The organism is Parachlamydiales bacterium, from assembly GCA_041671045.1.
GTDB lineage: Bacteria > Chlamydiota > Chlamydiia > Chlamydiales > JABDDJ01 > JABDDJ01.
In genome coordinates this window covers 408153-428700 of sequence record JBAZCF010000001.1, presented here as the reverse complement: position 1 = coordinate 428700, position 20548 = coordinate 408153, and the positions used below count along the sequence as shown (strand labels likewise).

General features: G+C 39.7%; 26 protein-coding genes. 11 read left to right on the top strand and 15 right to left on the bottom strand.

Annotation, left to right across the window (positions count from 1 at the left end; all coding sequences use genetic code 11):
• Positions 1–34 precede the first annotated feature (34 nt).
• On the bottom strand, positions 35–472 hold the full coding sequence (locus tag WC222_01960) for an ester cyclase (GenBank protein ID MFA6915138.1): 438 nt from the start codon (positions 470–472) through the stop codon (positions 35–37).
• A 69-nt stretch (positions 473–541) separates the two neighbouring features.
• Complete coding sequence (gene dapA / locus WC222_01955; protein MFA6915137.1) at positions 542–1441, bottom strand: 4-hydroxy-tetrahydrodipicolinate synthase; 900 nt, start codon at positions 1439–1441, stop codon at positions 542–544.
• Between the two features lie 81 nt (positions 1442–1522).
• Here dapA and WC222_01950 point away from each other — a divergent pair, with 81 nt between their 5' ends.
• The 3 genes from WC222_01950 to WC222_01940 all read left to right on the top strand — a co-directional run bounded on the left by WC222_01950 (position 1523) and on the right by WC222_01940 (position 3310).
• The gene (locus WC222_01950; GenBank protein ID MFA6915136.1) at positions 1523–2068 is read left to right on the top strand and encodes a hypothetical protein; all 546 of its coding nucleotides are present in this window, start codon (positions 1523–1525) and stop codon (positions 2066–2068) included.
• A gap of 128 nt (positions 2069–2196) precedes the next feature.
• On the top strand, positions 2197–2955 hold the full coding sequence (locus WC222_01945; GenBank protein MFA6915135.1) for an F-box protein: 759 nt from the start codon (positions 2197–2199) through the stop codon (positions 2953–2955).
• A complete protein-coding gene (locus WC222_01940) occupies positions 2918–3310 on the top strand; it encodes a Rid family detoxifying hydrolase (GenBank protein ID MFA6915134.1) in 393 nt (130 codons plus the stop codon). The genes WC222_01945 and WC222_01940 overlap by 38 nt, the downstream gene beginning before the upstream one ends.
• A gap of 47 nt (positions 3311–3357) precedes the next feature.
• Here WC222_01940 and WC222_01935 read toward each other — a convergent pair whose 3' ends face one another.
• Positions 3358–3837: a hypothetical protein gene (locus WC222_01935; GenBank protein MFA6915133.1), complete on the bottom strand. Its 480-nt coding sequence runs from the start codon at positions 3835–3837 to the stop codon at positions 3358–3360.
• 251 nt (positions 3838–4088) lie between these two features.
• The gene (locus WC222_01930) at positions 4089–4598 is read right to left on the bottom strand and encodes a hypothetical protein (GenBank protein MFA6915132.1); all 510 of its coding nucleotides are present in this window, start codon (positions 4596–4598) and stop codon (positions 4089–4091) included.
• 145 nt (positions 4599–4743) lie between these two features.
• On the opposite strand from WC222_01930, the gene WC222_01925 reads away from it, so the two are divergent.
• The 4 genes from WC222_01925 to WC222_01910 all read left to right on the top strand — a co-directional run bounded on the left by WC222_01925 (position 4744) and on the right by WC222_01910 (position 7891).
• Complete coding sequence (locus WC222_01925) at positions 4744–4899, top strand: hypothetical protein (GenBank protein ID MFA6915131.1); 156 nt, start codon at positions 4744–4746, stop codon at positions 4897–4899.
• A gap of 77 nt (positions 4900–4976) precedes the next feature.
• The gene (locus tag WC222_01920; GenBank protein ID MFA6915130.1) at positions 4977–6182 is read left to right on the top strand and encodes a PP2C family protein-serine/threonine phosphatase; all 1206 of its coding nucleotides are present in this window, start codon (positions 4977–4979) and stop codon (positions 6180–6182) included.
• A gap of 199 nt (positions 6183–6381) precedes the next feature.
• Positions 6382–6846, top strand: coding sequence for a hypothetical protein (locus WC222_01915; protein MFA6915129.1), 465 nt, complete (start codon positions 6382–6384; stop codon positions 6844–6846).
• 91 nt (positions 6847–6937) lie between these two features.
• Positions 6938–7891, top strand: coding sequence for a hypothetical protein (locus WC222_01910; protein MFA6915128.1), 954 nt, complete (start codon positions 6938–6940; stop codon positions 7889–7891).
• Here the strand turns inward: WC222_01910 and WC222_01905 are convergent.
• The 7 genes from WC222_01905 to WC222_01875 form a co-directional block, all read right to left on the bottom strand.
• Entirely contained in the window at positions 7888–8679 is a 792-nt protein-coding gene (locus WC222_01905; protein MFA6915127.1) for an ABC-2 family transporter protein, read from the bottom strand. The two genes, WC222_01910 and WC222_01905, sit on opposite strands and share 4 nt — an antisense overlap.
• 1 nt (position 8680) lies before the next feature.
• Entirely contained in the window at positions 8681–9472 is a 792-nt protein-coding gene (locus tag WC222_01900; protein MFA6915126.1) for a hypothetical protein, read from the bottom strand.
• On the bottom strand, positions 9469–10452 hold the full coding sequence (locus tag WC222_01895; protein ID MFA6915125.1) for an ATP-binding cassette domain-containing protein: 984 nt from the start codon (positions 10450–10452) through the stop codon (positions 9469–9471). The genes WC222_01900 and WC222_01895 overlap by 4 nt, the downstream gene beginning before the upstream one ends.
• 115 nt (positions 10453–10567) lie before the next feature.
• The gene (locus WC222_01890) at positions 10568–10795 is read right to left on the bottom strand and encodes a CsbD family protein (protein MFA6915124.1); all 228 of its coding nucleotides are present in this window, start codon (positions 10793–10795) and stop codon (positions 10568–10570) included.
• A gap of 11 nt (positions 10796–10806) precedes the next feature.
• A complete protein-coding gene (locus tag WC222_01885; GenBank protein MFA6915123.1) occupies positions 10807–11316 on the bottom strand; it encodes a ferritin-like domain-containing protein in 510 nt (169 codons plus the stop codon).
• A 14-nt stretch (positions 11317–11330) separates the two neighbouring features.
• Complete coding sequence (locus WC222_01880; protein MFA6915122.1) at positions 11331–11474, bottom strand: BON domain-containing protein; 144 nt, start codon at positions 11472–11474, stop codon at positions 11331–11333.
• Positions 11475–11710: 236 nt separating this feature from the next.
• Positions 11711–13531: an MASE1 domain-containing protein gene (locus WC222_01875; GenBank protein ID MFA6915121.1), complete on the bottom strand. Its 1821-nt coding sequence runs from the start codon at positions 13529–13531 to the stop codon at positions 11711–11713.
• A 112-nt stretch (positions 13532–13643) separates the two neighbouring features.
• Between WC222_01875 and WC222_01870 the strand changes: the two genes are divergently transcribed.
• The 4 genes from WC222_01870 (at position 13644) to WC222_01855 (ending at position 17447) form a co-directional block, all read left to right on the top strand.
• Complete coding sequence (locus WC222_01870) at positions 13644–14570, top strand: hypothetical protein (protein ID MFA6915120.1); 927 nt, start codon at positions 13644–13646, stop codon at positions 14568–14570.
• A gap of 97 nt (positions 14571–14667) precedes the next feature.
• Positions 14668–15279, top strand: coding sequence for an HAD family phosphatase (locus WC222_01865; GenBank protein MFA6915119.1), 612 nt, complete (start codon positions 14668–14670; stop codon positions 15277–15279).
• A 204-nt stretch (positions 15280–15483) separates the two neighbouring features.
• The gene (locus WC222_01860; GenBank protein MFA6915118.1) at positions 15484–17124 is read left to right on the top strand and encodes a hypothetical protein; all 1641 of its coding nucleotides are present in this window, start codon (positions 15484–15486) and stop codon (positions 17122–17124) included.
• 44 nt (positions 17125–17168) lie between these two features.
• Positions 17169–17447, top strand: coding sequence for a DUF1653 domain-containing protein (locus WC222_01855; GenBank protein ID MFA6915117.1), 279 nt, complete (start codon positions 17169–17171; stop codon positions 17445–17447).
• Between the two features lie 148 nt (positions 17448–17595).
• On the opposite strand, the gene WC222_01850 is transcribed toward WC222_01855, so the two are convergent.
• The 4 genes from WC222_01850 to WC222_01835 are packed head-to-tail and all read right to left on the bottom strand — an operon-like array spanning position 17596 to position 20544.
• Positions 17596–18462, bottom strand: coding sequence for a hypothetical protein (locus tag WC222_01850; protein MFA6915116.1), 867 nt, complete (start codon positions 18460–18462; stop codon positions 17596–17598).
• The gene (locus WC222_01845) at positions 18437–19243 is read right to left on the bottom strand and encodes a hypothetical protein (protein MFA6915115.1); all 807 of its coding nucleotides are present in this window, start codon (positions 19241–19243) and stop codon (positions 18437–18439) included. The genes WC222_01850 and WC222_01845 overlap by 26 nt, the downstream gene beginning before the upstream one ends.
• A 43-nt stretch (positions 19244–19286) precedes the next feature.
• The gene (locus tag WC222_01840; GenBank protein MFA6915114.1) at positions 19287–19973 is read right to left on the bottom strand and encodes a hypothetical protein; all 687 of its coding nucleotides are present in this window, start codon (positions 19971–19973) and stop codon (positions 19287–19289) included.
• Between the two features lie 19 nt (positions 19974–19992).
• Positions 19993–20544, bottom strand: coding sequence for an alpha/beta hydrolase (locus WC222_01835; protein ID MFA6915113.1), 552 nt, complete (start codon positions 20542–20544; stop codon positions 19993–19995).
• Positions 20545–20548: the final 4 nt, after the last annotated feature.

Sequence of the window (20548 nt, the reverse complement as noted above, 5' to 3'; positions counted from 1 at the left end):
CTGAACTTGTGATTTTACCCAGCTATCTTAAAGGTTATAAGGGAGCAATATGAACACCATAATTCACTTCCTTGCCCTGAAGCTGTAGTGCTAGGTTGTGTAAATTAATGTAAGCCCAATACTCTACAATACGATCTTTCTCCAAACGGTACATTGATACTCCCCCGCAGTGTATAGGCTGCATTGTAGCGGGAATACCTAAAAATGGTCCTTTGTGCGTTCCTTTTGCACTCCATTGCACTGCAACTTTGTTTCCATTCTCAAATACTTCCATGATCATTAGTCTTATGTCAGGAAAAGCCTCATGCCACTGACGTACGGCATCATCCAAGGATTTTGGACCTCTAGCCTCTCCCATCGGACTGTGTATTAATGCATCTTCCGAAAAAGCTTCATAAATTATCGAACGATTTTTCTTATTCCAAACTTCGGTCATATACCGATCGATTATTTGCTGGCTTTGCGTAAACATATAAATCCTTTCTGACGCGAATGTTCTCCTAAAGAATATTCTAGATACTCTTCAGGTCTTTATAGCAAGTTACAGCGCTGATTGCAAGTTTGTATGATAGTTTTTTAGGACTGCCTTGATTTTTTTAAGGCTTTCAGGTCTTAGTTCGCATAAAGGCAACCTGCAGTGCCCTGCAGGATAGCCGGCCTCTTCCATCATAGCTTTTATTGGCATGGGGTTGGTTTCAATGAATGCTGCCTGAAAAACCCTAAGCATATGATTATGGATCTCAAGCGCACTTCTAAAATCCCCTTGTAATGCGGCTTTAACCATACTGACAACTTCTTCGGGAAAGAGGTTGCTCACCACCGAAATGACACCATGTGCTCCTAGCGCCATCATAGGTAATGTCAATACATCATCTCCGCTCAACACTTTAATTTGGGGATATTTCTTCAAAAGGGAGACGGTCGATTGAATTAGTTCCATATCTCCCGTCGCTTCTTTGATAGCAATGATTTTGGGTTCTTCTGCTAAAAGGTCTAAAGTCTCTATGTTAAGTGCCCTTCCACATCTTTTAGGAATATTATAAAGGATAATTGGCAGGCTAGTCTCTTTAAAAATCGCCCTAAAATGTTTTAATATGCCCTCTTGCGTGGGGCAATTATAGTAAGGTGTTACTATAAGCGCAGCATCAGCCCCTAATTTTTCCGCCCGGTTTATATTTGCGATAGTAACTTTAGTTGCATAGGTCCCGCAACCCACAATAATCGGAACAGCTTTCTGCACAGTTTCAATTGTTGTTTTGATCACCTGAGCCTGCTCTTCCGAGCTTAACGTGGGTGCTTCTCCTGTTGTGCCTAATACAATCATGGCAGCTATACCTGCCTGAAGCTGGCGCGAGATATTAACAGTTAAACCTGAATAGTCTACTTCTTCATTTTCCAACATAGGTGTAATTAAAGCTGTCATCGCGCCTGTCCAAACCATGCTGCCCTCTCAAAATTATTTGAGTTAAACTTATACACTGTAATATATTTATGAAGTTATTTTATTTAACACAAAGAACTTATGACAACTCCACCCTCTCCTAACAGGTATTGCTATTACAAGTTTAATACCCCCAATCATCTTCTTTTACCGGGGCTCAAAACACGCCTTTTTATGGATGACTGCGCTTTAGGCAAACTCTATTTTGGGGATAAGGAATATACAGTCCGCTTTTATGATAAGTTACTCAAGAGTGAGTTGGATTATGAGGTGATGGTAGGCTATAATGAGCGTCACGAAAGATTTGCAGGGTTCTTAAGCTATAAAATCATAGAAAAACAGGAAACCGCCGAAAAAAAAAGAATATTATATGTCCCCTGTTTACATGCGGAAGGTATGCTACAACAAAATTCTATCGAACTTTTAAAAGAAGCGTTCAAGCTTGCAAACCGTAACTCGATACATGAGATAAAAATCAAAGTCCCTACAGCCAGAAGAACGGAGTTGTTAAATCTCTTTAACTCTTACATTTTTGTTGGACTTCACCCTGTTTTTAACTGTAAATCATCTGAAGAAAATTGCGAAGTAAATCTGCAAAGAGGTATTCTGTATTTTGTACGTGTTTAAGAGGGACTTTAACTTAGTTACTTAAACCAAAGGTAGGTATTCCAACTAAAAAAACGCGTGCAGCAAAATTAATCATTCCTTAATATATTCCCAGTATCTTCTTAGTAAATAAAAATAAAAATAAAAGTATGCCAGGAATAAATATAAAAACAAGCAGCGATGCTTCCGGAATAGCTGAAGGCTATCCCTTATCTCTTTACACGAAAAGAGACATTCCTCCAGCGATCCCCCCCGACAACGCGCTTCAACTACCCTCAAGAATTTTCCAAAAGATTTTCTGTTTATTACCCTACGAAGATGTTGCCGCCTGCAATGTCACTTGTAGATATTTCCATGATATTATTGTCAAAGATAAAAAACAAAAAATAGGCTTTGACCTTGTCACTTCTATCTGCAGACCTCTTAAATGCTATGAAATACGCATAGAGCCGCATGATCCCCATCTTAGAAAATTTACAAAGTTCTTTGCCATCAGCTTGCAAAGTCCTGTTATCTTTAAAGAAGATAACAAACGAAATGCTGATTGCATTAACTCACAAGCCCATTTTATCGACGCTTTAATTTCGATGTCATTCGGTTTCCTCTCTGTACAAGAGAGGCAAGGAGTCTATGTAAGAACTGATGTTACGATTCATCTCAGTAATGCAAAATCTTTCACAAGAGCCCAAAAGAAAGTATTAAATGCTGTAGGAGAATATATCGTTCGTCTAAACAACCTGTCTAGACCAAAGCCTACAGCGCTCGACTATAAAGCTGCTTATCAAGTGGCCCCTCGTAGTATCAGAGAATGGTTTAGCGATATGTTTTTTTCAGATGTGAAACCTATTACACCGACAACAGTAGATGATTATGACAAAAAAAGGCGTAGATACTCCCAAGGCACCTAAAGCTATTGGACCCTACTCACAAGCAATTGCTATAAATGCTCCTCATTTATTAATGGTCTCTGGGCAAATCCCGGTGGATCCCTCCACGGGGGAATTAGTCAAAGACGACATCAAATCTGCCACACGACGCGTATTAAGCAATATTAAAGCGATCTTAAATGAAGCCGGCACTGATTTTGAACATGTTGTCAAAGTGCAAATATTCGTGATAGACATGGATGACTTTCAAGCTGTAAATAGCGTCTACGCTGAATTCTTTGATAAGCAGCCTTATCCGGCGCGTGAAACAGTAGAGGTTTCACGTCTTCCTTTAGGGGCTTGTATTGAAATATCTTGCATTGCTGCCATACCGTAATGATCATGCAGTGGCTTTCCTAATGGAAAGCCACTGTCAACACATTTTTAGTGTGCTTTAGCTTTTGCAATAGTGGAAGTGATATCTCTCAGGCCTTCTTTTTTAAATAGGTCTTGAGCTTTATCTAATTTCTCTGTGTTGTCAGATTGTACAGCAATTAGGAATTGTCCAGCTTTTTGGTTTTCTTCAAATTTTTTCATATCTTGTGAAGGGATATTCAAACTTTTTAAAGAAATATTGCTGTTTGGCAAGTTTGCAGAGGCTTTCTGCGCTGGCTGTTGATTGTAATTCTGGCCATGTTGAGGATGGGTTTGATCGGTATGTGCTTTTTCGTTTGGATTGGTAGGCTTCTTAGGATTTTGTCCTAAATTTTGACCTGCAGCTGGCTGACTATAAGCTGATGGGTTGGATTGTGGTGCAGAAGGTTGAACAACAGAAATATCGGAAATTCCGATTTGTTTTAAATGATCAATCACTAGGTGTGCTTGATCAGAGTTTCTTGCCCAGCCGAAAATTGAATTCTTCATAATATTCTCCCTTGAGATTTAGATTGGTTGATACAATTAATTCTCCAAGTCAGAGGATAGCAAGCATTTCAAGTATTTAGAATGTGATAAGAGATGAAACCTTTGGAGCCCTAGTTAAGGCGTGGTTTCTAGTCATATGTTCATTACATTTTTCAACATAGTTTTTTTATTGAATATATGTAAAGAAGGATTTAGATATTTTCACATTACAGAGGGGTAATGACGATTGTCATTAACCACCCTCTCTAAAGCTACTTTATTAGAACTATCTGTCTATTTGTTGTTAAGACTGTGGCATCAGGATATTCATGGCGCATTACTACTGCACCGGAAGGAAGAGTATCCAATATACACAACCTATTAACCATTGTTACCAGTCCATTGGGCGCAACAGTTGTTTGAAGCCCAAAATATGGCCCTTTTAGTACCGTAATGATCGAACGGCCGGGATAATGTCCTATGTGGGATAATACGCCATTGATAATGACAATTCCCTCTGTCATAGGAGTAATAAGAATCGCTTTATGAAATGTTTGTTTTCCTGACACGTCCCCTTTGGCTTTGATCTTGTCCAGAAGTGTAGAGGGTTCTTCTGTCTGGCTATAGAGTTCTTCAAAGTTAACTTTAGGCAAGTTTATTTCGTTTATTGTAATTTTTTCCTGACATACAATTTCATCAATAGAAGTGAAATCAATGGATGAAGCGGATAGGCAGCTTATCGACAACAGGCAGCTTAAAATAATTACTTTAATTAATTTCATATTATTTCCAAATTAATTGGTTTTCGCTTACATTATCTCTTAATATCTGGGGATGGTCAATAAAAATTAATGCTTTTTAATTTAGCAGATAATATAAGTATGGCACAAAAATCGTGAATTCAAATAGTAACTTAGGTGTTTAATAATGGCATTAGGATTTACTACTTCAACAAGCACAACAAATTCATCCGCTCAGGCAATATTAAATTTAGAAATACCCCTGAGATTAATTCAAATCCAAAATCAAGTAGATTCCGCATCCAAGAAAAGCGAGAAAATTGGCACTAAAATCCCCCTTTAAAGAGCCCTAGCATAAGGCGCTTTAACATTTCATATAAAATTACAATTCACATAAAGTTCAAATAAAGGAACCTAAATATGTCCTCTGTTACATCTCCCACTTCCTCAGCATCATTCAATAGTCCCCCTGCATCACCTGATATAGCTAAATACGAAGATTCTTCCACGCCGCCGACTCCTCCCACACCGTTGATCAGCTATTCTCCTTCTGAAACCCCTGAAAATTATGTCCACCCCTTTTTAAGAAACACTAAAAGGGCTTGCTTGACTAAAGTTAGCCTCGACCAAAGACCTATGTTCCAGGTTAACTTTTCTGCAGAAGATATTGCTTCAATGGTAAAAAATACGGGCAAAGCTTTAAAGGAGCATAAAGAAGCGCTAATAAAAAAGAATGAATTGGGGTCGCAAAAAAATAATCCAGAAAAGGATTGTTATTATGATGTGAGTGATATCCCTACCAAAGAGCTTTTAGTAAACCCTCCTCTTCTCTTATCCCCAATGAAAATCCAGTGTGTAGAGAAAACAGACATTGGAGTGGGCAGGAAAGAAAATGAAGATGCTTCATTACACATTGAGACAGAGGATTACATTTTAGGATGCATCTTCGACGGCTTTGGAGGGTCTGCAGCATCATTTTATGTACAGCAATATTTCAAATCCTATTTTAAAACAGCGTTAGATGAAGCCCAAGGGGACCCAAAAAAGGCGATTCAGAATCTATTCTATGAAATACAAACTGAGTTAAAAGAATCCCGTCTTGGTGCTTGTTATATGGCGGGCACAACAGCCTGTGTAAGCCTAATTGATAAAAAAACGGGTTTACATATTGTAGGAACTTTAGCAGATAGCGAATCTTATACCTATAGGGATGGCAAGTGCATACCGGATTCGAATGTAAGAAATTGGACCAGCAACAAGGATTATAATAGAGCCATAAATAACCATTACGTAGAACAATCAGGTGTTTGGGCTGATAGGGAATCCGAACCGAAGAGATATCGTATCGAATTAACCAACGTTCCCAGAGCTCTAGGAATGGTCAGATCGGATAAACGACTTCAAAAAGCAAAATTCTTGTTAAACTTGGTGAAACCGGGAGATGTTGTCTTAGTTGCCTGTGATGGATTATGGGACTATCTTTCACAAGAAAAGATCCTTGAAACCCTGGCAATGTTTAAAGATGATTTAGAGGGCGCCGTTGATTCACTCATTGTAAAAGCAAAGTTGAGTATGGCTTCTGCGGGTGGGGACAACATTACTATTATCGCTTATAAGATTTCTTAACTCACACTATTATAATTTAAAGAGTTGTTCTCAAAGTCAAGATCGGATGAAAACCTCCCATCAGCACTTTGCGAACACTCTTGCAATTTTCAGGAGACACTGAGAAATTTTTCTGGATAATAATTGATCTATCCAAAAATATTTGGAATAAGATATTATTTATTTCATCTAATTTATAACTAATTACTTATGAGCTAACATGTTATTTAACCCTCAATTAAATACAATTATCCCTCTTGTGGGAGCAAATTTTGTAGCTTATGGCTTGATCTTATCTACTGACCTTGAGTCTAATGGACTTACTGAGAAAAATCTGAAAAAAATTAAAGAGCAGATCGAGCTTATTGCAGAAAAGATTTACTACTGTGCAAATACTGTTTTGGCTGGTTGTACGGCTCTTGCTGTTATAGGTTCTGGTGGGGCGGGATATGCTGCATTCGGTGTTTTTGTAGCTGCCGGGGTCTTCACTCTTGGGAATAATTATAAAGGTAATAATCCATTGTTAAAAAAATGGAATCATTATGCAGAAAATTATTCTCCAGGGATTGGAAAGATTAGCACGCTAATAAACTTAGGAGGAGGAATATACTCTATAATAAGTTTACCATTTAGTTTTATGAACCTAGGCGGAACGTTCTTTGCAGCTTGTGGCTTATATATTTAAGCCCTGTGAAGTTTAATCCCTATACAGACGCGGCAATTTTCCGTTTTATAATATTGCAATATCATCAAAATAACTTGTTACGATTGCAGCCATGCAAATAAAAAGCTTTAGAGATTTATTATATTACTGTACTGAAGTAATTATTTCTCCTCATTTCCAAATAAACATAAGTGAGGAAGAAAAAGTTACCCTTACAGCTTTAGAAGCAATAAGACAGTGTGAGCCCCGTCCTTTAACTCTTATTAGAGGAATAAAAATTCTAAAATATGCCCCCTCTCTCGCTATTTTCACTCTAGGAGCCCTACCTTTCAGTTTTACAGGTGTTATTTATTACTCCGGCAAACTCATCTACCTCCAAACAAGAAATTTATTTGGAAGAATCTCCGAAGAAGAATCAACCAAAATTAATAATCTACAGATTTTTAGAATAAACGAAGGAATCTTCTTTATTTTTTCCACTTGCGCCTTTATTACAAAGGACTTTTTGAAGGTTTTCAGCATAGAGTATTTATTCTATAAACATGCTATTACTATTTTTTCTTATATGTTTGGATCCTATTCTCCTACACTCTCTTCTTATGGACTTAATCATTCCCCTGATGAAAAAATTCAACTTTTGAAGCGAGAGATCGGTCTAGATAGTTGCCTATCCGAGGCAGAATCCAGTAAATTGCTTAAATTGATTGAAGGGGTGTGGACTATCAATGACGAGGTAAATATAAAGCTTCGACTTCCGAAAACAATTCACGCAACGAAATACTCCGCCTGTACAGCACTTACAACTGAACTGACGAAAATTAAAACCGATTCCCCTCTCTCACTTTTGGATGAAGTATTTAAATTCAGTGGACGAATCCACCACGAAGCCTTTGATAAGACAACTCAAAAGGTACTTTTACGTTGGAAATTACTTTATATGATTTACAGGCAAAACCCCCGCTACAAACTATTTAAGGCCTCGAATTCAGCAGAAGATATATTTAATAAGCATCTCTTTCTATTGAACCGCCCTCATCACAGCTTCAACATAAAATCTACACTTTAGCTACCTACAGAAGTATAATGGCGGACCCCCACCTTCCACAATTGGGTTGCAGCAAAAAGAAAAGCAACCCCCGCTAAAGGAGAAATGACTCCTAGCCAAAGCGGAATGTTGCTATGTTCAAGCAAGGAGGCTATGGGAAAGTAAATCACACAACCGAAAGGAAGTATGTAGGTGAAAATAAACCTGAATCCTTCAGAATAGATATCCAAAGGATACTGAGCCGTCTGCACTCCCCCATAAGTGGTAATGTTCATCAATTCTAATGACTCTGTCATCCAAAAGGTAAGGGTTGCTTGAATGATATAAAGGGCATAAAAGAGGCAGAATGTTCCTATGAAAGCCATGCATATTACTAACCAATGGTATGAATAGAAACCTAAACCTAATGTCGTATAACCCCATATCAAAACAATTAAGCCTTGGAGAAAGCGTCCGATTCGCATTAGCTGTAAGGCGCTTGTGGCAATCTGCAGAAGCGTCCCGCGCGGCCTTAGCAACACCCTATCGAAATCACCTTGCTTCACCATAATGCTGAATGTATCGAATCCCCTTGCCAAAGCTTCTGCTGCGGAAAAGGCCATATGGATCGTCCCATAAAGCAGGGCTACTTCAGGTAGGCTCCACCCCTTAATCAGTTTAAAGCGGTCGAAGAGAATCCAAATCCCTAGGATCTCTACAAAAGTAGACAGAAAAAAAGCCAGCGTAAGCATAATAGATGAGGCTTTATGTTGCATTTGTGAGCGTAAAGAAACACCTGCTAAACGGAAAAACAAACGGACTGTATCCATATTATCCGCCTTGGATCACGAGTTTTTTCAAAGCTACTTTTATGAGCATCTTTCCAAAAAGGACAATGCCAACAGCCCAAGCTAGTTGGAAGAGTATGTAAAAAGGGGCATCGGATGTAGGAATAACTCCTGAATAGATACGGCTAGGGATATCAATGATACCACGAAAAGGCTGCCAGCTAACCATAGGCTGAAGCCAATCAGGGAACAAAGGCAGCGGAACAACTAAACCGCAGAGTATCACCGCAACATGCGGTAGCAGTCGCACAATACCTTCTCCGGAAATAGTCCAAAATAGAGTTAAAGCAACCAAAGTGGTGATAGCTGAACTAAGAAACATTGCCCCGCCTACAGAGACAATAAATGCAACGCCTGCAGTCATGGAAATTGGCGCCGGGAGATCTAGAAAAAGCCATGCGCAAATAAACAGCGGTAAGGCACGCAAAATTGTAGGCGTTACCCGCATTGCTGCAGCACGTGAAAACCACAGCCAGTAAAGGTCTATTGGGCGAACAAGCTCGTAAGCGACACTTCCATTTTTAATCATCGCCTCAACTTCCTTATCAATGTCCCAAGGAACTAGCCTAAGCAAAGCCTGACCTATCCACACAAAAGTGATCGCTTGAGTAAGGGTTATAGGGGTATCGGCATTGCTATTTTGATAGAAGGCAGTGAAGACCATGACATTGATCATGCCCCAAAACACCTGAGCGCAAAAACCGGCAAAGGCAGCGCTCCTATATTGTACAAGTGTACTGAAGCGCGCTTTGAAAAGTGCGAGATAAGCCCTCATAAGTTGGCTTCTCGGTAGAGGCGTGCAATGATTTCTTCTATCGATGGATTTTCGACAAAAAGATCACTGACGGCATACTGTGAAGTAACACGAGAAATCAATTCAGGAGTTGAAACTTCTTCAGGATTGAAGCTTAGCCATACTCTAGGCCCTTCCCTACGGGTTATTTTTGCTGCGTGATCATGCACGGTACAGGACGGGTCTATCAAGTCGATGATTAGATACCTCTCCGGCTGCATAAGCTTCCTTAAATCACCCAACGTACCGTCGGAAAAAATTTTCCCCTCGTTAAGAATGATTACACGGGAACATAAAGTTTCGATATCATCCATATCGTGCGTAGTCAAGAGAACTGTGAGATCACGTGTTTTATTTAGATGGCGTACAAAATCCCGCACTGCGAGCTTGCTTACAGCATCTAAACCTATCGTGGGCTCGTCCAGAAAAAGGATTTTGGGGTTATGCAACAATGCGGCAGCAATATCGCAACGCATACGCTGACCTAAGCTCAACTGCCGAACTGGAACATCTAATAGCCTAGAAATCTCTAATACAGCCACAAGTTCATCTAAACTTTTGTTATATGCAGAGTCAGGAATGCTATAGATATCTTTAAGCAACTGGAAAGATTCAACGACGGGCAGATCCCACCAAAGCTGGGTCCGCTGCCCGAAGACAACTCCAATTTTACTGACTACATCCAAACGACTTTTCCAAGGAGTCTTGCCAAAAAGCTCCACTTGTCCTTGATCGGGAACTAAAATTCCGGAGAGGATTTTTACCGTTGTACTTTTCCCTGCACCATTGGGGCCAATATAACCAACCAATTCCCCTTCATCCACATGAAATGAAATTCCATCTAATGCTGTTTTGGTAATATGCTCACGATTAACAAGCGACGTTAACGCTCCCCAAAACCCGGTTTTTCTTTTAGTGATACGGAAGGTCTTCTGTAGTTGCTCTACAGTAATCAAAGGCATGAATACACCTAAGTAAGAAATCGGTTAATACTATATTAGGAGAAGTATTTGTACAAGAATTTTAGAAAAGGGAAGTGAAAATTATACTATTCCACTTCCCTTAATAAGTATCTAATTAGAAATTGCGGTCTTGTTGATGTTTTTCGAATGCGCTTTCCAACTCTTTGAGTTGTTTTTCAGCTTGTTCTTTCTGAATACCATATCTTTCTTGTAGCTTACCAAGCAGCATATCTCTTTTACCATTGATTTGGGTTAAATCATCCTCTGTTAATTTTCCCCATTTCTCTTTGAGCTTACCCTTCACTTGCAACCACTGACCTTTGAGTGTTTCTGTATTAGTCATAAAAAACCTCCTTAAGATTTCATAGCCTTTTGATTGACGCCGGCAGTAAAAAAGCCCCCTTCCGCTATGGAGGTCAAGGTTTTGTCTGCATGACCTTCTTCATCTTGGGAAGCCTGTAAAAGATCTACCGCTTTATCATATTCCAGAATTTTAGCGAATGCCTTAGCAACGCCATATCCGGCAATCTCGTAATGCTCAATACGTTGAGCTGCGCCTATTATCGCTGCATCTCTTACGATAGCAGGGAAGTTTGACTTAAGCACTCCTTGAGCTTCTTCAATCAACCCTTCCATTGCTTTGCACTTTTTACCCTGTGGGTTTTCTTTAAAAATTGAAAAGATTTGATCTAGTCTGCTGACTTGGTTTTTTGTTTCTTTAAAATGCTTCTCTAAGGCCTCTTTCAACTCGGGTGTGCTTACTGCACTAATCATGGCAGGCATTGCCTGAATGATTTGGTTCTCTGCACTATATAAATCTTGCAGCTCTTCAATAAATAAAGCATAAAATGCATTCTGAGGCATAATTTACTCCTATATTAACGGACGATGGAAGGAACAACTTCTAGTTGGTTATCGACATTGCGTACACCGCTGACGGTGGTAACTTTTTGAAGGATTGTATCTTTTTCTAGGACTGAATTGACAGGCTCTCTTAAGGTAACAATTCCATCGATAGTCATAACTTTGATATTTCACTCTTATTATTTATTCAAAAAAAATTCTGAGATAAAACTGAACGTTTAGCTAGGAGAGGCTGAAATTAGGAGTTAGGCGGAGTATAGAGAACAATGTAAGTATATTATGGCGTAAAACAGATATTACCCTTTTATTTGAAGCTATGCCTATTATTTTTTATTGTAAACCCCCGAAAGAGTAAGTTTTATTTAAGTTATTAACAATTAAATACTTAAACACTCTAATGTTGCAGTCTGCTTTTTGGAATTCGCAAAGTAATCTGAAAATATTCCCCTTTCAAAGCATCTAATATTATTTCCCCGTGATGGACCCTTACAAATACTTCATGGGAAAGTTGAATCCCTAGGGCCAATGCTTTTTCAGGCTCTTTCAAAGTCACATTATTCAGAAATTCCTCTAAACCTAAACCATTGTCTCGGATAATAATTTCAATCGCATCTAGGCGTGATAATGTGGATACCTCTAACACGGGGGAATAACTATCTAAAAGCTGATCCTTTTTTTGTTTCATCGAGTCTATTGCAATGTTAAAAATTTGCACTAACGCATGGGAAAGATCTTCCGGTAAAGTGGAAAGTACCTTCACATTCTTATCAAACTTTTTGACGATATTGAAACTGAAGGAGGGAAAGTGCATTTTCTTTACGCTCATTGCCCTGCTTAAAGACAAATCGAGTAATGCATGTAAATTCACCGTGCTGATTTTAATATTCTCAGAAGATGTTTTTGTGGATTGTTCATGAATATAATCCACTATCCAATTCGCTTCTGCTTCATAGTCGGCAATGCTACGTAAATGGTGGTTTAAAGCTCCCAGATGATTTTGTATTACGGTAGCTTCGTTTTCCCCTATCTTCGCTATTTGTGAGCCTATCAACCCCTCAATTTTCCCTACCGATTCCAGGCAGCCTTGCGTCAATTCAATGATTCTATAGAAGGGTTCCCTGATTTTTTTAGCGATATCTAATGTATTTAAACCGATGGACGCCAGTTTTCCTGTAATGAATACTTCACTGCTTAGGTCTTTTAACTCTTCCTCTTGGCTATTCACAGCAGACTGCAGATTAACATTTTCTGATTCTATCAGCCGCCTGCCTGCCTCTCTTTCATTTAATGCAGCCCCCAGGATTAAGCTTGTTGTCACAGTAATCTCTAGAAAACTCACTAATATCAAAAGAGGGTCCGCTCCCCCCATATCATTGTATGGTCCAAAGCCCATAGATTGGGGAATCACTGCAGCCAGGGAAATAAGAAAAATCGCGGCTGTAGCGCCAAACATATGGAAGCGATAGGTAGCCCAAATGGCCAAGGGTATAATTAGATGAAATACGGGGAGTTTTTTCACATATGTTAATTCAGTAAGCAAAATCAGTGTGGCAATCATAAACATTGCTTCCACCAGATGACTTGTACGCCAATTGGAGGGGATTTGTTTAGTCAACCATACCACAAGTAAAGGAGTGAAGATATAGACCCCTAACGAATCCCCTAGCCAAAAAGTCATCCAGGTTAGAAAGAAGCTAAAATTCATGTCATTAGAATAAAAGAAAAGGGCTGTCGTGCCGATGGTGCTTGCAATCATACAAGTAATTAATCCGGCAGGCAAAAGAAAGATAAATACATCTAAGAGCGTATTAAAATAACCTTTTGAGGAAAACTGCCTCAGAATGTAACCGCCCATGAGTGATTGAAAGGTAGAGCCTATCGCAATTGTAAATGCCATGATCATAAGGAAAGTATGCGAATGGCCTACTAAAGAAGACGCGATATAATTATAAAAAAAGTTTCCTAGTAATATTCCTGGCCACATTTCGAAACCGAACAATAATATTGCAGCTAACGAAAACCCTGTAGCGGGCCAAACACCGGACACAGCTAACGGCAAATTTACTCCTTGAATGGAAAAATAGCTTCCCAGCTTTGCATTAAGAAAAATAATTAATGCTAACGCTACATTCATAGCTATTAGTTGAGCCGTGCTGAAAGTTTTACTTTCGAATAGTGAAATTGTCGTCATAGTATCAGTCTTTAGATAATTCATTTCCCCTATATAGTTTATCGAAATGAATAGGTAAAATAAAAAAAGTCTTTGTTTGAGCTTATTTTGACCTGCTGATACATTGATTTCTTCAAATTAAATGGAAGATTGAAAAATGCACAGGTCAAAATGTTATTGCCTATTTCTAATGATGCTGAGCTTTGCAGCATTATCTTTCGCTCCTGCCTTTGCTGTTAAAATTGATGCAGAGCTTGACGTTTATGGCGGCTATCGTTGGGATAAAATATCGACAACAATACATGCCTATTCCCCGCCCGGTAGATTAATACTTGAAGACATCCTAACCGCGAAAAATGTACGTCTCTGGACTGTGGGGGTTGCAGGAAAACAACTTTTCTATCAATGCCTTTTAGTTAAAGGAAGCGCAGAATGGGGAAGAGTCTGCGGAGGTGATTATATCAATTACGGAGTCGTGCCTGATGTGCCAACTTCAAAGACAACTGCGGATATCCATTCAGGCAATACCCAGGATTTTTCATTAGGCGGAGGAATCATGCTCCCCGTATTTTGTAATGAGTTAAACCTTGGCGTTTTAGGCGGATGGTCTTTTAACTCGCAGCGCATCAAGATGAGAAATGCCCAAACGAACGGCATCTCCTCCCCTATACTAAACAACCTGACATACAAGACTACTTGGGAAGGTCCTTGGGTTGGAGTGGAAGGAGCACTGAGCTACTGCAGCTATTATCTTAACCTAGGCTATGAATACCACTTCGCCCGTTGGAGAGCTTCATGGCAGCTAGATGGCCCAGATATTTTCGGCGGGGCCTATTCAGATAAAAGATGGTCCAATGGCAATCATGGCCAAGTGTTTTTCATGAATACATCTTACCCGCTTTTACATTGCCTAGAAGTAGGACTCGCCTTTAAATATCAATATTGGAAAGCCGGCAATGGTAGAGAGAAGCCCAAAGGAGGCAGCTTTGCTGCTGTAGGCTTGCCGGGAAATGAAATAGACAAGATCCCTAATGCTTCTTGGCAATCGTATGGCCTGAATCTTGTTCTGGAATACAGCTTCTAAGTTATTTTGTGAACGCTGAGAATCACTTAGCGTTCACTATCTACTCCCAAAAATAATCGAGGGGCTTTATACTTCTCTGAAAAAAGATGTTTCCACTATGAATTCCAAGTATAAAAATATTGTGTTCGATATTGGCGGTGTATTATTTGAATGGCGCCCTGTCGAAGTAATGAAAAATTTGAAACGTATCGATAAAGACATCCCCCATAACATTGTGGATATTACACGCTCCCAAGTCTGGCGTGATTTTGATAAAGGATTTGCTACCATAGAAGATATTGCCCATACATTTTCAGATAGCTTCCGCAAGCAACATATTGACATGTTCATCCAAGCAGCATTGGATAGCATCATCCCTATGGAACATGGCCTCAATCTATGGTATGCAGCCAAAAAGCATAATTATAAAATCTTCATTCTTTCTAACCTTCCCTTTGTAATACAAAAAAACATCTTCGCAACCTATCCATTCATCCTAGAAAATGACGGTGCAATTTTTTCTTGCGATGTGGGAATGATCAAACCTGAAAAAGGTATTTACGATAGATTGTTACAAGATTTTAACCTTATTCCCCATGAAACCATTTTTATTGATGATATGGAAGAAAATATCCATGCTGCCAAAGAAGCCGGAATTCATGGGATTCTCTGCGATACACATCACAATGTAACAACTACTCTTAAAGATTTAAATATAATACACTTATAAAAAATACTTAAGACCCTTGCTGAAGACTATTCTGATAGGTCTGGAATAAAAAAATAGAATAGCGGGGATATTTAGATATGAAACATTTGCTTAATCAAATGGCCAAAAATAAATAGAACAATTATAAAAACTGTACTAAGCGAGGCCTGCATAAATTATCCTTATGGTTTGCAGTCATGCCTCACACACCCTAAGCGAGAGTATATGGGAAAGTCAGTTTGTAAATTTATCTTTTTGTTTTGCGCTATTACTCTTTCGAATGTCGGTGCTGATCATTTCCCCTTTGAACCCCCTGAAAATTTTATTTTAGATCCTTCCCTTATTAAAGTACGCCATCCGGTAACCACGAAAAACGTAACGGCACAACTTTATTTTGATCAAGGTCTTACCCTCCTTTATGCCTTTAATCACGATGCTTCCTATTGGTCCTTTTTGCGTGCTACCCAAACAGACCCTGACCTTGCAATGGGTTACTGGGGCATGGCACTAGCTTTAGGCCAAAATATTAATTTGGACATTACAAATGTCCGGCAGAAAAAAGCTTTTGAGCTAGCACACAAAGCGCTTGCATTAACAAAAAACACATCTCTTGCAGAGAAAGACTACATCCAAGCACTTGCACAACGCTACACTGATAACGATAAACCTGACCTTGAAAAGTTAGCCAAGGCCTATTATTCCGCGATGGGAAAAATCGTGGAAAAATACCCCGACGATGTCGACGCCTCTGTTCTTTACTCTGAAAGCGTACTGGACTTATCTCCCTGGAAACAGTGGACAAATGATGGAAAAGCGCTTCCTGAAACGGAAGCAGCTGTTGCCTTACTAGAGAAAGTCCTTAAACGCGATCCGCAGCATTTGGGTGCAAACCATTATTATATTCATATAATAGAAGCCTCAAAACATCCTGAATGGGCATTAGCTTCTGCTGAACGTTTGAGAACCATGATGCCTGCTTCAGGCCATATATTGCACATGCCCGCACATATATATTTACTCCTTGGCGACTACCATCTTGCGGCAAAAAGTAATGAAGATGCCGTTGCAGCAGACCGTGCTTACGTCGCAAAATACGGAATGGTCGGTGTCTACCCCATGCACTACATGACACATAATCTGTATTTTTTATCCCGCGCGTATGGTATGGAAGGGCGCTATGAAGATGCAAAACATGCGGCAACAGAATTATCAGAAATGTATGTCCCTCATTTCTCCTACATGCCTTCGCTAGAATACTATGTGACAACCCCTTATTTTATTAGCTTAAGGTTCCATGCATGGGACGATGTGCTCACAATTCCTGAACCGCCTAAGGAGCTTACTGTTGCTCACGCCCTTTGGCATTTTTCTCGCGCATATGCCTTTTACAATATGGCCAACACTGAAAGGGGTAGGCATGAGCAAAATCTTTTTGCTGAAGAGTCCGCTCTAATACCTCCGAATGCTGAATTCGGAATGAATAAAGCCCAAAAGGTACTGAAAATAGCGGATCTTTTACTTTCTGCACGCATTGCGATTATCAATAATCATACTGAAGATGCTCTTAAAGCGTATGAAAATGCCGTTGCTGAGCAGGACTCAATGAGCTATAACGAACCACCTGATTGGTTTTTCCCCATCCGTGAAGCTTATGGCGCTTACCTTCTGCAATTAGGTAAAGTCAAAAATGCCGAAGAAATTTTCCGTGAAGATTTAAATAGTCACCCGCGCAACGGACGCTCATTATTCGGTCTGCAAGAAAGCTTAAAAAAACAAAACCGTACACACGACTTATATTGGGTTTCTCAAGAGTTTGATAAAGCCTGGTTTTATAGCGACACAAAACTTACCATTCAATCACTTTAAGGCGCTGCATAAATAGCAAAGCGCACACAAAATGGAGACGCAACATGATTGCCACAATTGAAGAACAAGCACAGATCAATCAACTGCCTATAGGTTGTACAGTACAACATTATAAGGGAAATAAAATGAAAGTCCTTGCCATTGCCCGCCATACCGAAGACCACACTTTGTATGTTGTTTATCAAAAGCTTTATAAATGCGATAAGTTTGGTGATAAGGCTATCGTTATCCGACCTTTGAAAATGTTTCTAGAAAATGTCAACCTAAACGGCCAATCTGTGCCACGTTTTAAGATTGTTGACGAACAGCTGGCATACAACTAATTCGGGAAATTACTTCTTATTATTTAAGTCTTTCAGACTGCATATATGTGTTTAACGATACCTAGGGAGATTCCCTAGATAACAGGATGCCTCTATATGCAGTCAGAAGAGTTGCTGTAAGCAGATCACTTTGAAATCTATTTTGAGGCTATTGCTCCGAGATATACTTCCAATAGGCTCTGTTTCCGGAGGAGAGAGCTTTATTTAGACGATGAAAGGGTACTTTACCCTTGCCATGTGTCTGTGTATCTATGAAGGCAATCTTGCCATCTTTTGACACCGGAATATTGTCTATTTTAGCGCAGTCGCTTAATCCAACTTCACTCAGTACCAAATAGACAGCATTCAAAAGGGAAGGAGTGACTTTCTCACTGCTCCAATAGGTCCTATTCTCTGTATTGCTTACCAGCTCCATATCTTCTTCAATCAGAATATAATGACGAGGATAATATCCATCCGGAATTTTAGCTTGGTCCGGCAGAAAATAGATCCACTTTTTTGGTACTTTAAGGAAGCTGTCCAAATGATGTTCAGCAATTACATGACGGACTTTTTCCGCTCCTTCCACGCGTAACAGCCAAAGATAAAGCTCTGATGTTCTGTGATGATAGCGTTGGACATCCAGATATAGCTTAAAAATACACCCGGGATAATTAGGATGCGTGGTCACTATAAGGCTTGTAAACTGACGTGGGGTCGTGTTGGCAAACCCTGCATCTTCAAGGGTTTTGCGATTGAAGATAACCCTCTTCTTTGAAAAAAAACTGTCTAAACTAGCTTTAATAGGATGGTCGTTAGGTAAGAGATAGGGAAGTATCTCATCATGATTTGGTAGGGTCGTTTTCCCATAAAGACCGGCTGAAAAAAAACATACCAGAATAATTACAATAGACTTCTTTCGAAATTCGCTTTGGTAGAAAAATTTGCCGAAAAAGATGCTAAAAATAGCAATTTTAACTATCAAATGGAATTTTGAAAGAAGTCTAATGCTAGAAAGTAATCCACGCACCGCCATACCCCCCTCCTCCTGTTCCGACGTTTCTTCCCCAAATATTTTGAAAGATGCCTAGAATAATCCAGGATTGGCTAAAGACTTCCCAACGTAATTCCGCTTGACCTTGTGCCAAACGATACCCTCTATTATAGGCTAAATAGTTATCCTTAAAGCTTTTCCGTTTTGCGTTCATACCATAATCCAACTTCCCTTCCGCCAGAATGACTAAATTAGGCAGCAACAGATAACCTATTGCAGCCTCCCCCCGAATGATATCTGAAGGCGATCCAAAATAATACCGATACCCTGCCGAGAGGTCATACCAGCCGGAGCTATACCAGAAATTAAAAAGTGAGGAATAGATAATAGTTGCTTCTGCTCCTGCACATCCATAGCGGATGGAGGGCTTCTGCCTATTGTAAGGAAGAATAGCTGTGATCTGCCCAGTCAAGGCAGTATCTCGGCAAAGATAAAATTGGTGCTTCCAGCCTAATTCAGGATCTCCAAAAGCCTGTCCTTCATGGTTTAGAGCTTCATGAACCCTTTCATATTTTCCTTGTACCCATAGGCTATTATGCTGGTTAACCGCATACTCAAGATAAAGCTGGGCGTTTTCTTTACGGAAATTCTCGTATGCCGGTAACCTGCGCCCTTTGCTATTCCAAAAGCTATGGGCTGAATAATATGACACGCTAGGTACTATCTCCACTTGTCCTGGAGCACCCAGAAAAGCTGTCGTATGATGGGGGGCAGCAGAACATAACACACCCACCAAAAAAACCCACAAAAGACAACGTAGCATCTATTCACCGGAATAAAATAACTACTGTACACTGCTGAAATAATTATTTGCTAATCAGGTTATCTAAAAAATGGATAATCTTGGCATTCATCATATTAAAATCTGTCGATAATATTTCCTGCTCTGATTGTACATAGAGGCCCGGAGATAAATCCGCTTTACAATGGTGTATCATCGCTTCAATATCCCCTTTCTTAGGTTCAGGGTGGCACTGAAACCCATAGACTTTCTCTTTGAAGCGTATGATCTGACGGGGGCAGCCTTCGCTAGAAGCAAGAACAACAGCCCCTGCAGGAACTCCCGGCATATCATTATGCCAATGCATTACGGAAAATACTTTTGGAAGTTCTTTGAAGAAGGGGTCGCTCACACCTTCATCATTCAAGGTAACTGGATAAAACCCCACTTCTTTATTTGGACTTTTCTGGGCTTTTGCACCCAGAGCCTCGCCAATAATCTGGGCCCCTAGACAAAATCCAATAACATATTTCCCATCCGCAATAGCCTCTGATGCTAAATTTATTTCATCATGTAGGTAGGGATATTTTTCAATCTCCAGAGGTGACTGCGGCCCTCCCATTAATATCAAAATATCAAAGGAGTCTTTCTCAGGAGTTTTATCTTTAGCAAACGGACGATAAAAAACTTGGGTATGGTTATGCTGTATAGCCCAATCTATTATTGCGCCCGGCATTTCAAAGTCTGCGTGGATAACGTATAGGATGCGCATGTATGTCTCGGTGTAAGGTTTAAAGTTTGCTTTTAATATATTCTACCAATTCGGGAAAGGTGGGCTTATAGTAGTCGCCGCCAAAATGACCTCTATCAGTATATTCAAAATAATCTACATCCAATTCTTCGTGGAGCCGACGAGGTTCTTCAATGGGTATCCAAGGATCGTCTATTGAAGCAAAGACCCCTATCCATTTTTGGTTATCCTTAATGCTCTTCCAATTCCAAGGCCGGTCAAAGTAGCCGCTCGCTTTTTCAGAATCCATTCCTAAATCGGAATGATAAGTCCCTACTAACACAGACCCTAATATTTTGTTCTTTTCAGCAAAACGCATTGCTGCAATAGCCCCGGATGAATGTCCGATTAAAATGGTATTTTCATCTGCAAGCAGTTCATCTTTTATAAATGGTATCCAAAAGGATTCACGCGCAAAAAAACTATCAGGAAACTCCACGTTTGAGACTTCTATGTCCAGCTTTGCCAGCTCCGCTTCCACGTAAGGAAACCAGTTGTCAGAGGGTTTTCCCCCCCCATTTCCAGGTATGATAATAGCTTTGATATTCATCATATAT

Coding starts and splice junctions, on each gene's coding strand:
- WC222_01875 (MFA6915121.1), bottom strand. CDS start 13,531: ATGAATTATCTAAAGACTGATACTATGACGACAATTTCACTATTCGAA.
- WC222_01940 (MFA6915134.1), top strand. CDS start 2,918: ATGACAAAAAAAGGCGTAGATACTCCCAAGGCACCTAAAGCTATTGGA.
- WC222_01890 (MFA6915124.1), bottom strand. CDS start 10,795: ATGACTAATACAGAAACACTCAAAGGTCAGTGGTTGCAAGTGAAGGGT.
- WC222_01885 (MFA6915123.1), bottom strand. CDS start 11,316: ATGCCTCAGAATGCATTTTATGCTTTATTTATTGAAGAGCTGCAAGAT.
- WC222_01865 (MFA6915119.1), top strand. CDS start 14,668: ATGAATTCCAAGTATAAAAATATTGTGTTCGATATTGGCGGTGTATTA.
- WC222_01835 (MFA6915113.1), bottom strand. CDS start 20,544: ATGATGAATATCAAAGCTATTATCATACCTGGAAATGGGGGGGGAAAA.
- WC222_01935 (MFA6915133.1), bottom strand. CDS start 3,837: ATGAAGAATTCAATTTTCGGCTGGGCAAGAAACTCTGATCAAGCACAC.
- WC222_01920 (MFA6915130.1), top strand. CDS start 4,977: ATGTCCTCTGTTACATCTCCCACTTCCTCAGCATCATTCAATAGTCCC.
- WC222_01925 (MFA6915131.1), top strand. CDS start 4,744: ATGGCATTAGGATTTACTACTTCAACAAGCACAACAAATTCATCCGCT.
- WC222_01880 (MFA6915122.1), bottom strand. CDS start 11,474: ATGACTATCGATGGAATTGTTACCTTAAGAGAGCCTGTCAATTCAGTC.
- WC222_01915 (MFA6915129.1), top strand. CDS start 6,382: ATGTTATTTAACCCTCAATTAAATACAATTATCCCTCTTGTGGGAGCA.
- WC222_01840 (MFA6915114.1), bottom strand. CDS start 19,973: ATGCGCATCCTATACGTTATCCACGCAGACTTTGAAATGCCGGGCGCA.
- WC222_01905 (MFA6915127.1), bottom strand. CDS start 8,679: ATGGATACAGTCCGTTTGTTTTTCCGTTTAGCAGGTGTTTCTTTACGC.
- WC222_01850 (MFA6915116.1), bottom strand. CDS start 18,462: ATGGCGGTGCGTGGATTACTTTCTAGCATTAGACTTCTTTCAAAATTC.
- WC222_01870 (MFA6915120.1), top strand. CDS start 13,644: ATGCACAGGTCAAAATGTTATTGCCTATTTCTAATGATGCTGAGCTTT.
- WC222_01960 (MFA6915138.1), bottom strand. CDS start 472: ATGTTTACGCAAAGCCAGCAAATAATCGATCGGTATATGACCGAAGTT.
- WC222_01845 (MFA6915115.1), bottom strand. CDS start 19,243: ATGCTACGTTGTCTTTTGTGGGTTTTTTTGGTGGGTGTGTTATGTTCT.
- WC222_01945 (MFA6915135.1), top strand. CDS start 2,197: ATGCCAGGAATAAATATAAAAACAAGCAGCGATGCTTCCGGAATAGCT.
- WC222_01950 (MFA6915136.1), top strand. CDS start 1,523: ATGACAACTCCACCCTCTCCTAACAGGTATTGCTATTACAAGTTTAAT.
- WC222_01860 (MFA6915118.1), top strand. CDS start 15,484: ATGGGAAAGTCAGTTTGTAAATTTATCTTTTTGTTTTGCGCTATTACT.
- dapA (MFA6915137.1), bottom strand. CDS start 1,441: ATGGTTTGGACAGGCGCGATGACAGCTTTAATTACACCTATGTTGGAA.
- WC222_01895 (MFA6915125.1), bottom strand. CDS start 10,452: ATGCCTTTGATTACTGTAGAGCAACTACAGAAGACCTTCCGTATCACT.
- WC222_01900 (MFA6915126.1), bottom strand. CDS start 9,472: ATGAGGGCTTATCTCGCACTTTTCAAAGCGCGCTTCAGTACACTTGTA.
- WC222_01910 (MFA6915128.1), top strand. CDS start 6,938: ATGCAAATAAAAAGCTTTAGAGATTTATTATATTACTGTACTGAAGTA.
- WC222_01855 (MFA6915117.1), top strand. CDS start 17,169: ATGATTGCCACAATTGAAGAACAAGCACAGATCAATCAACTGCCTATA.
- WC222_01930 (MFA6915132.1), bottom strand. CDS start 4,598: ATGAAATTAATTAAAGTAATTATTTTAAGCTGCCTGTTGTCGATAAGC.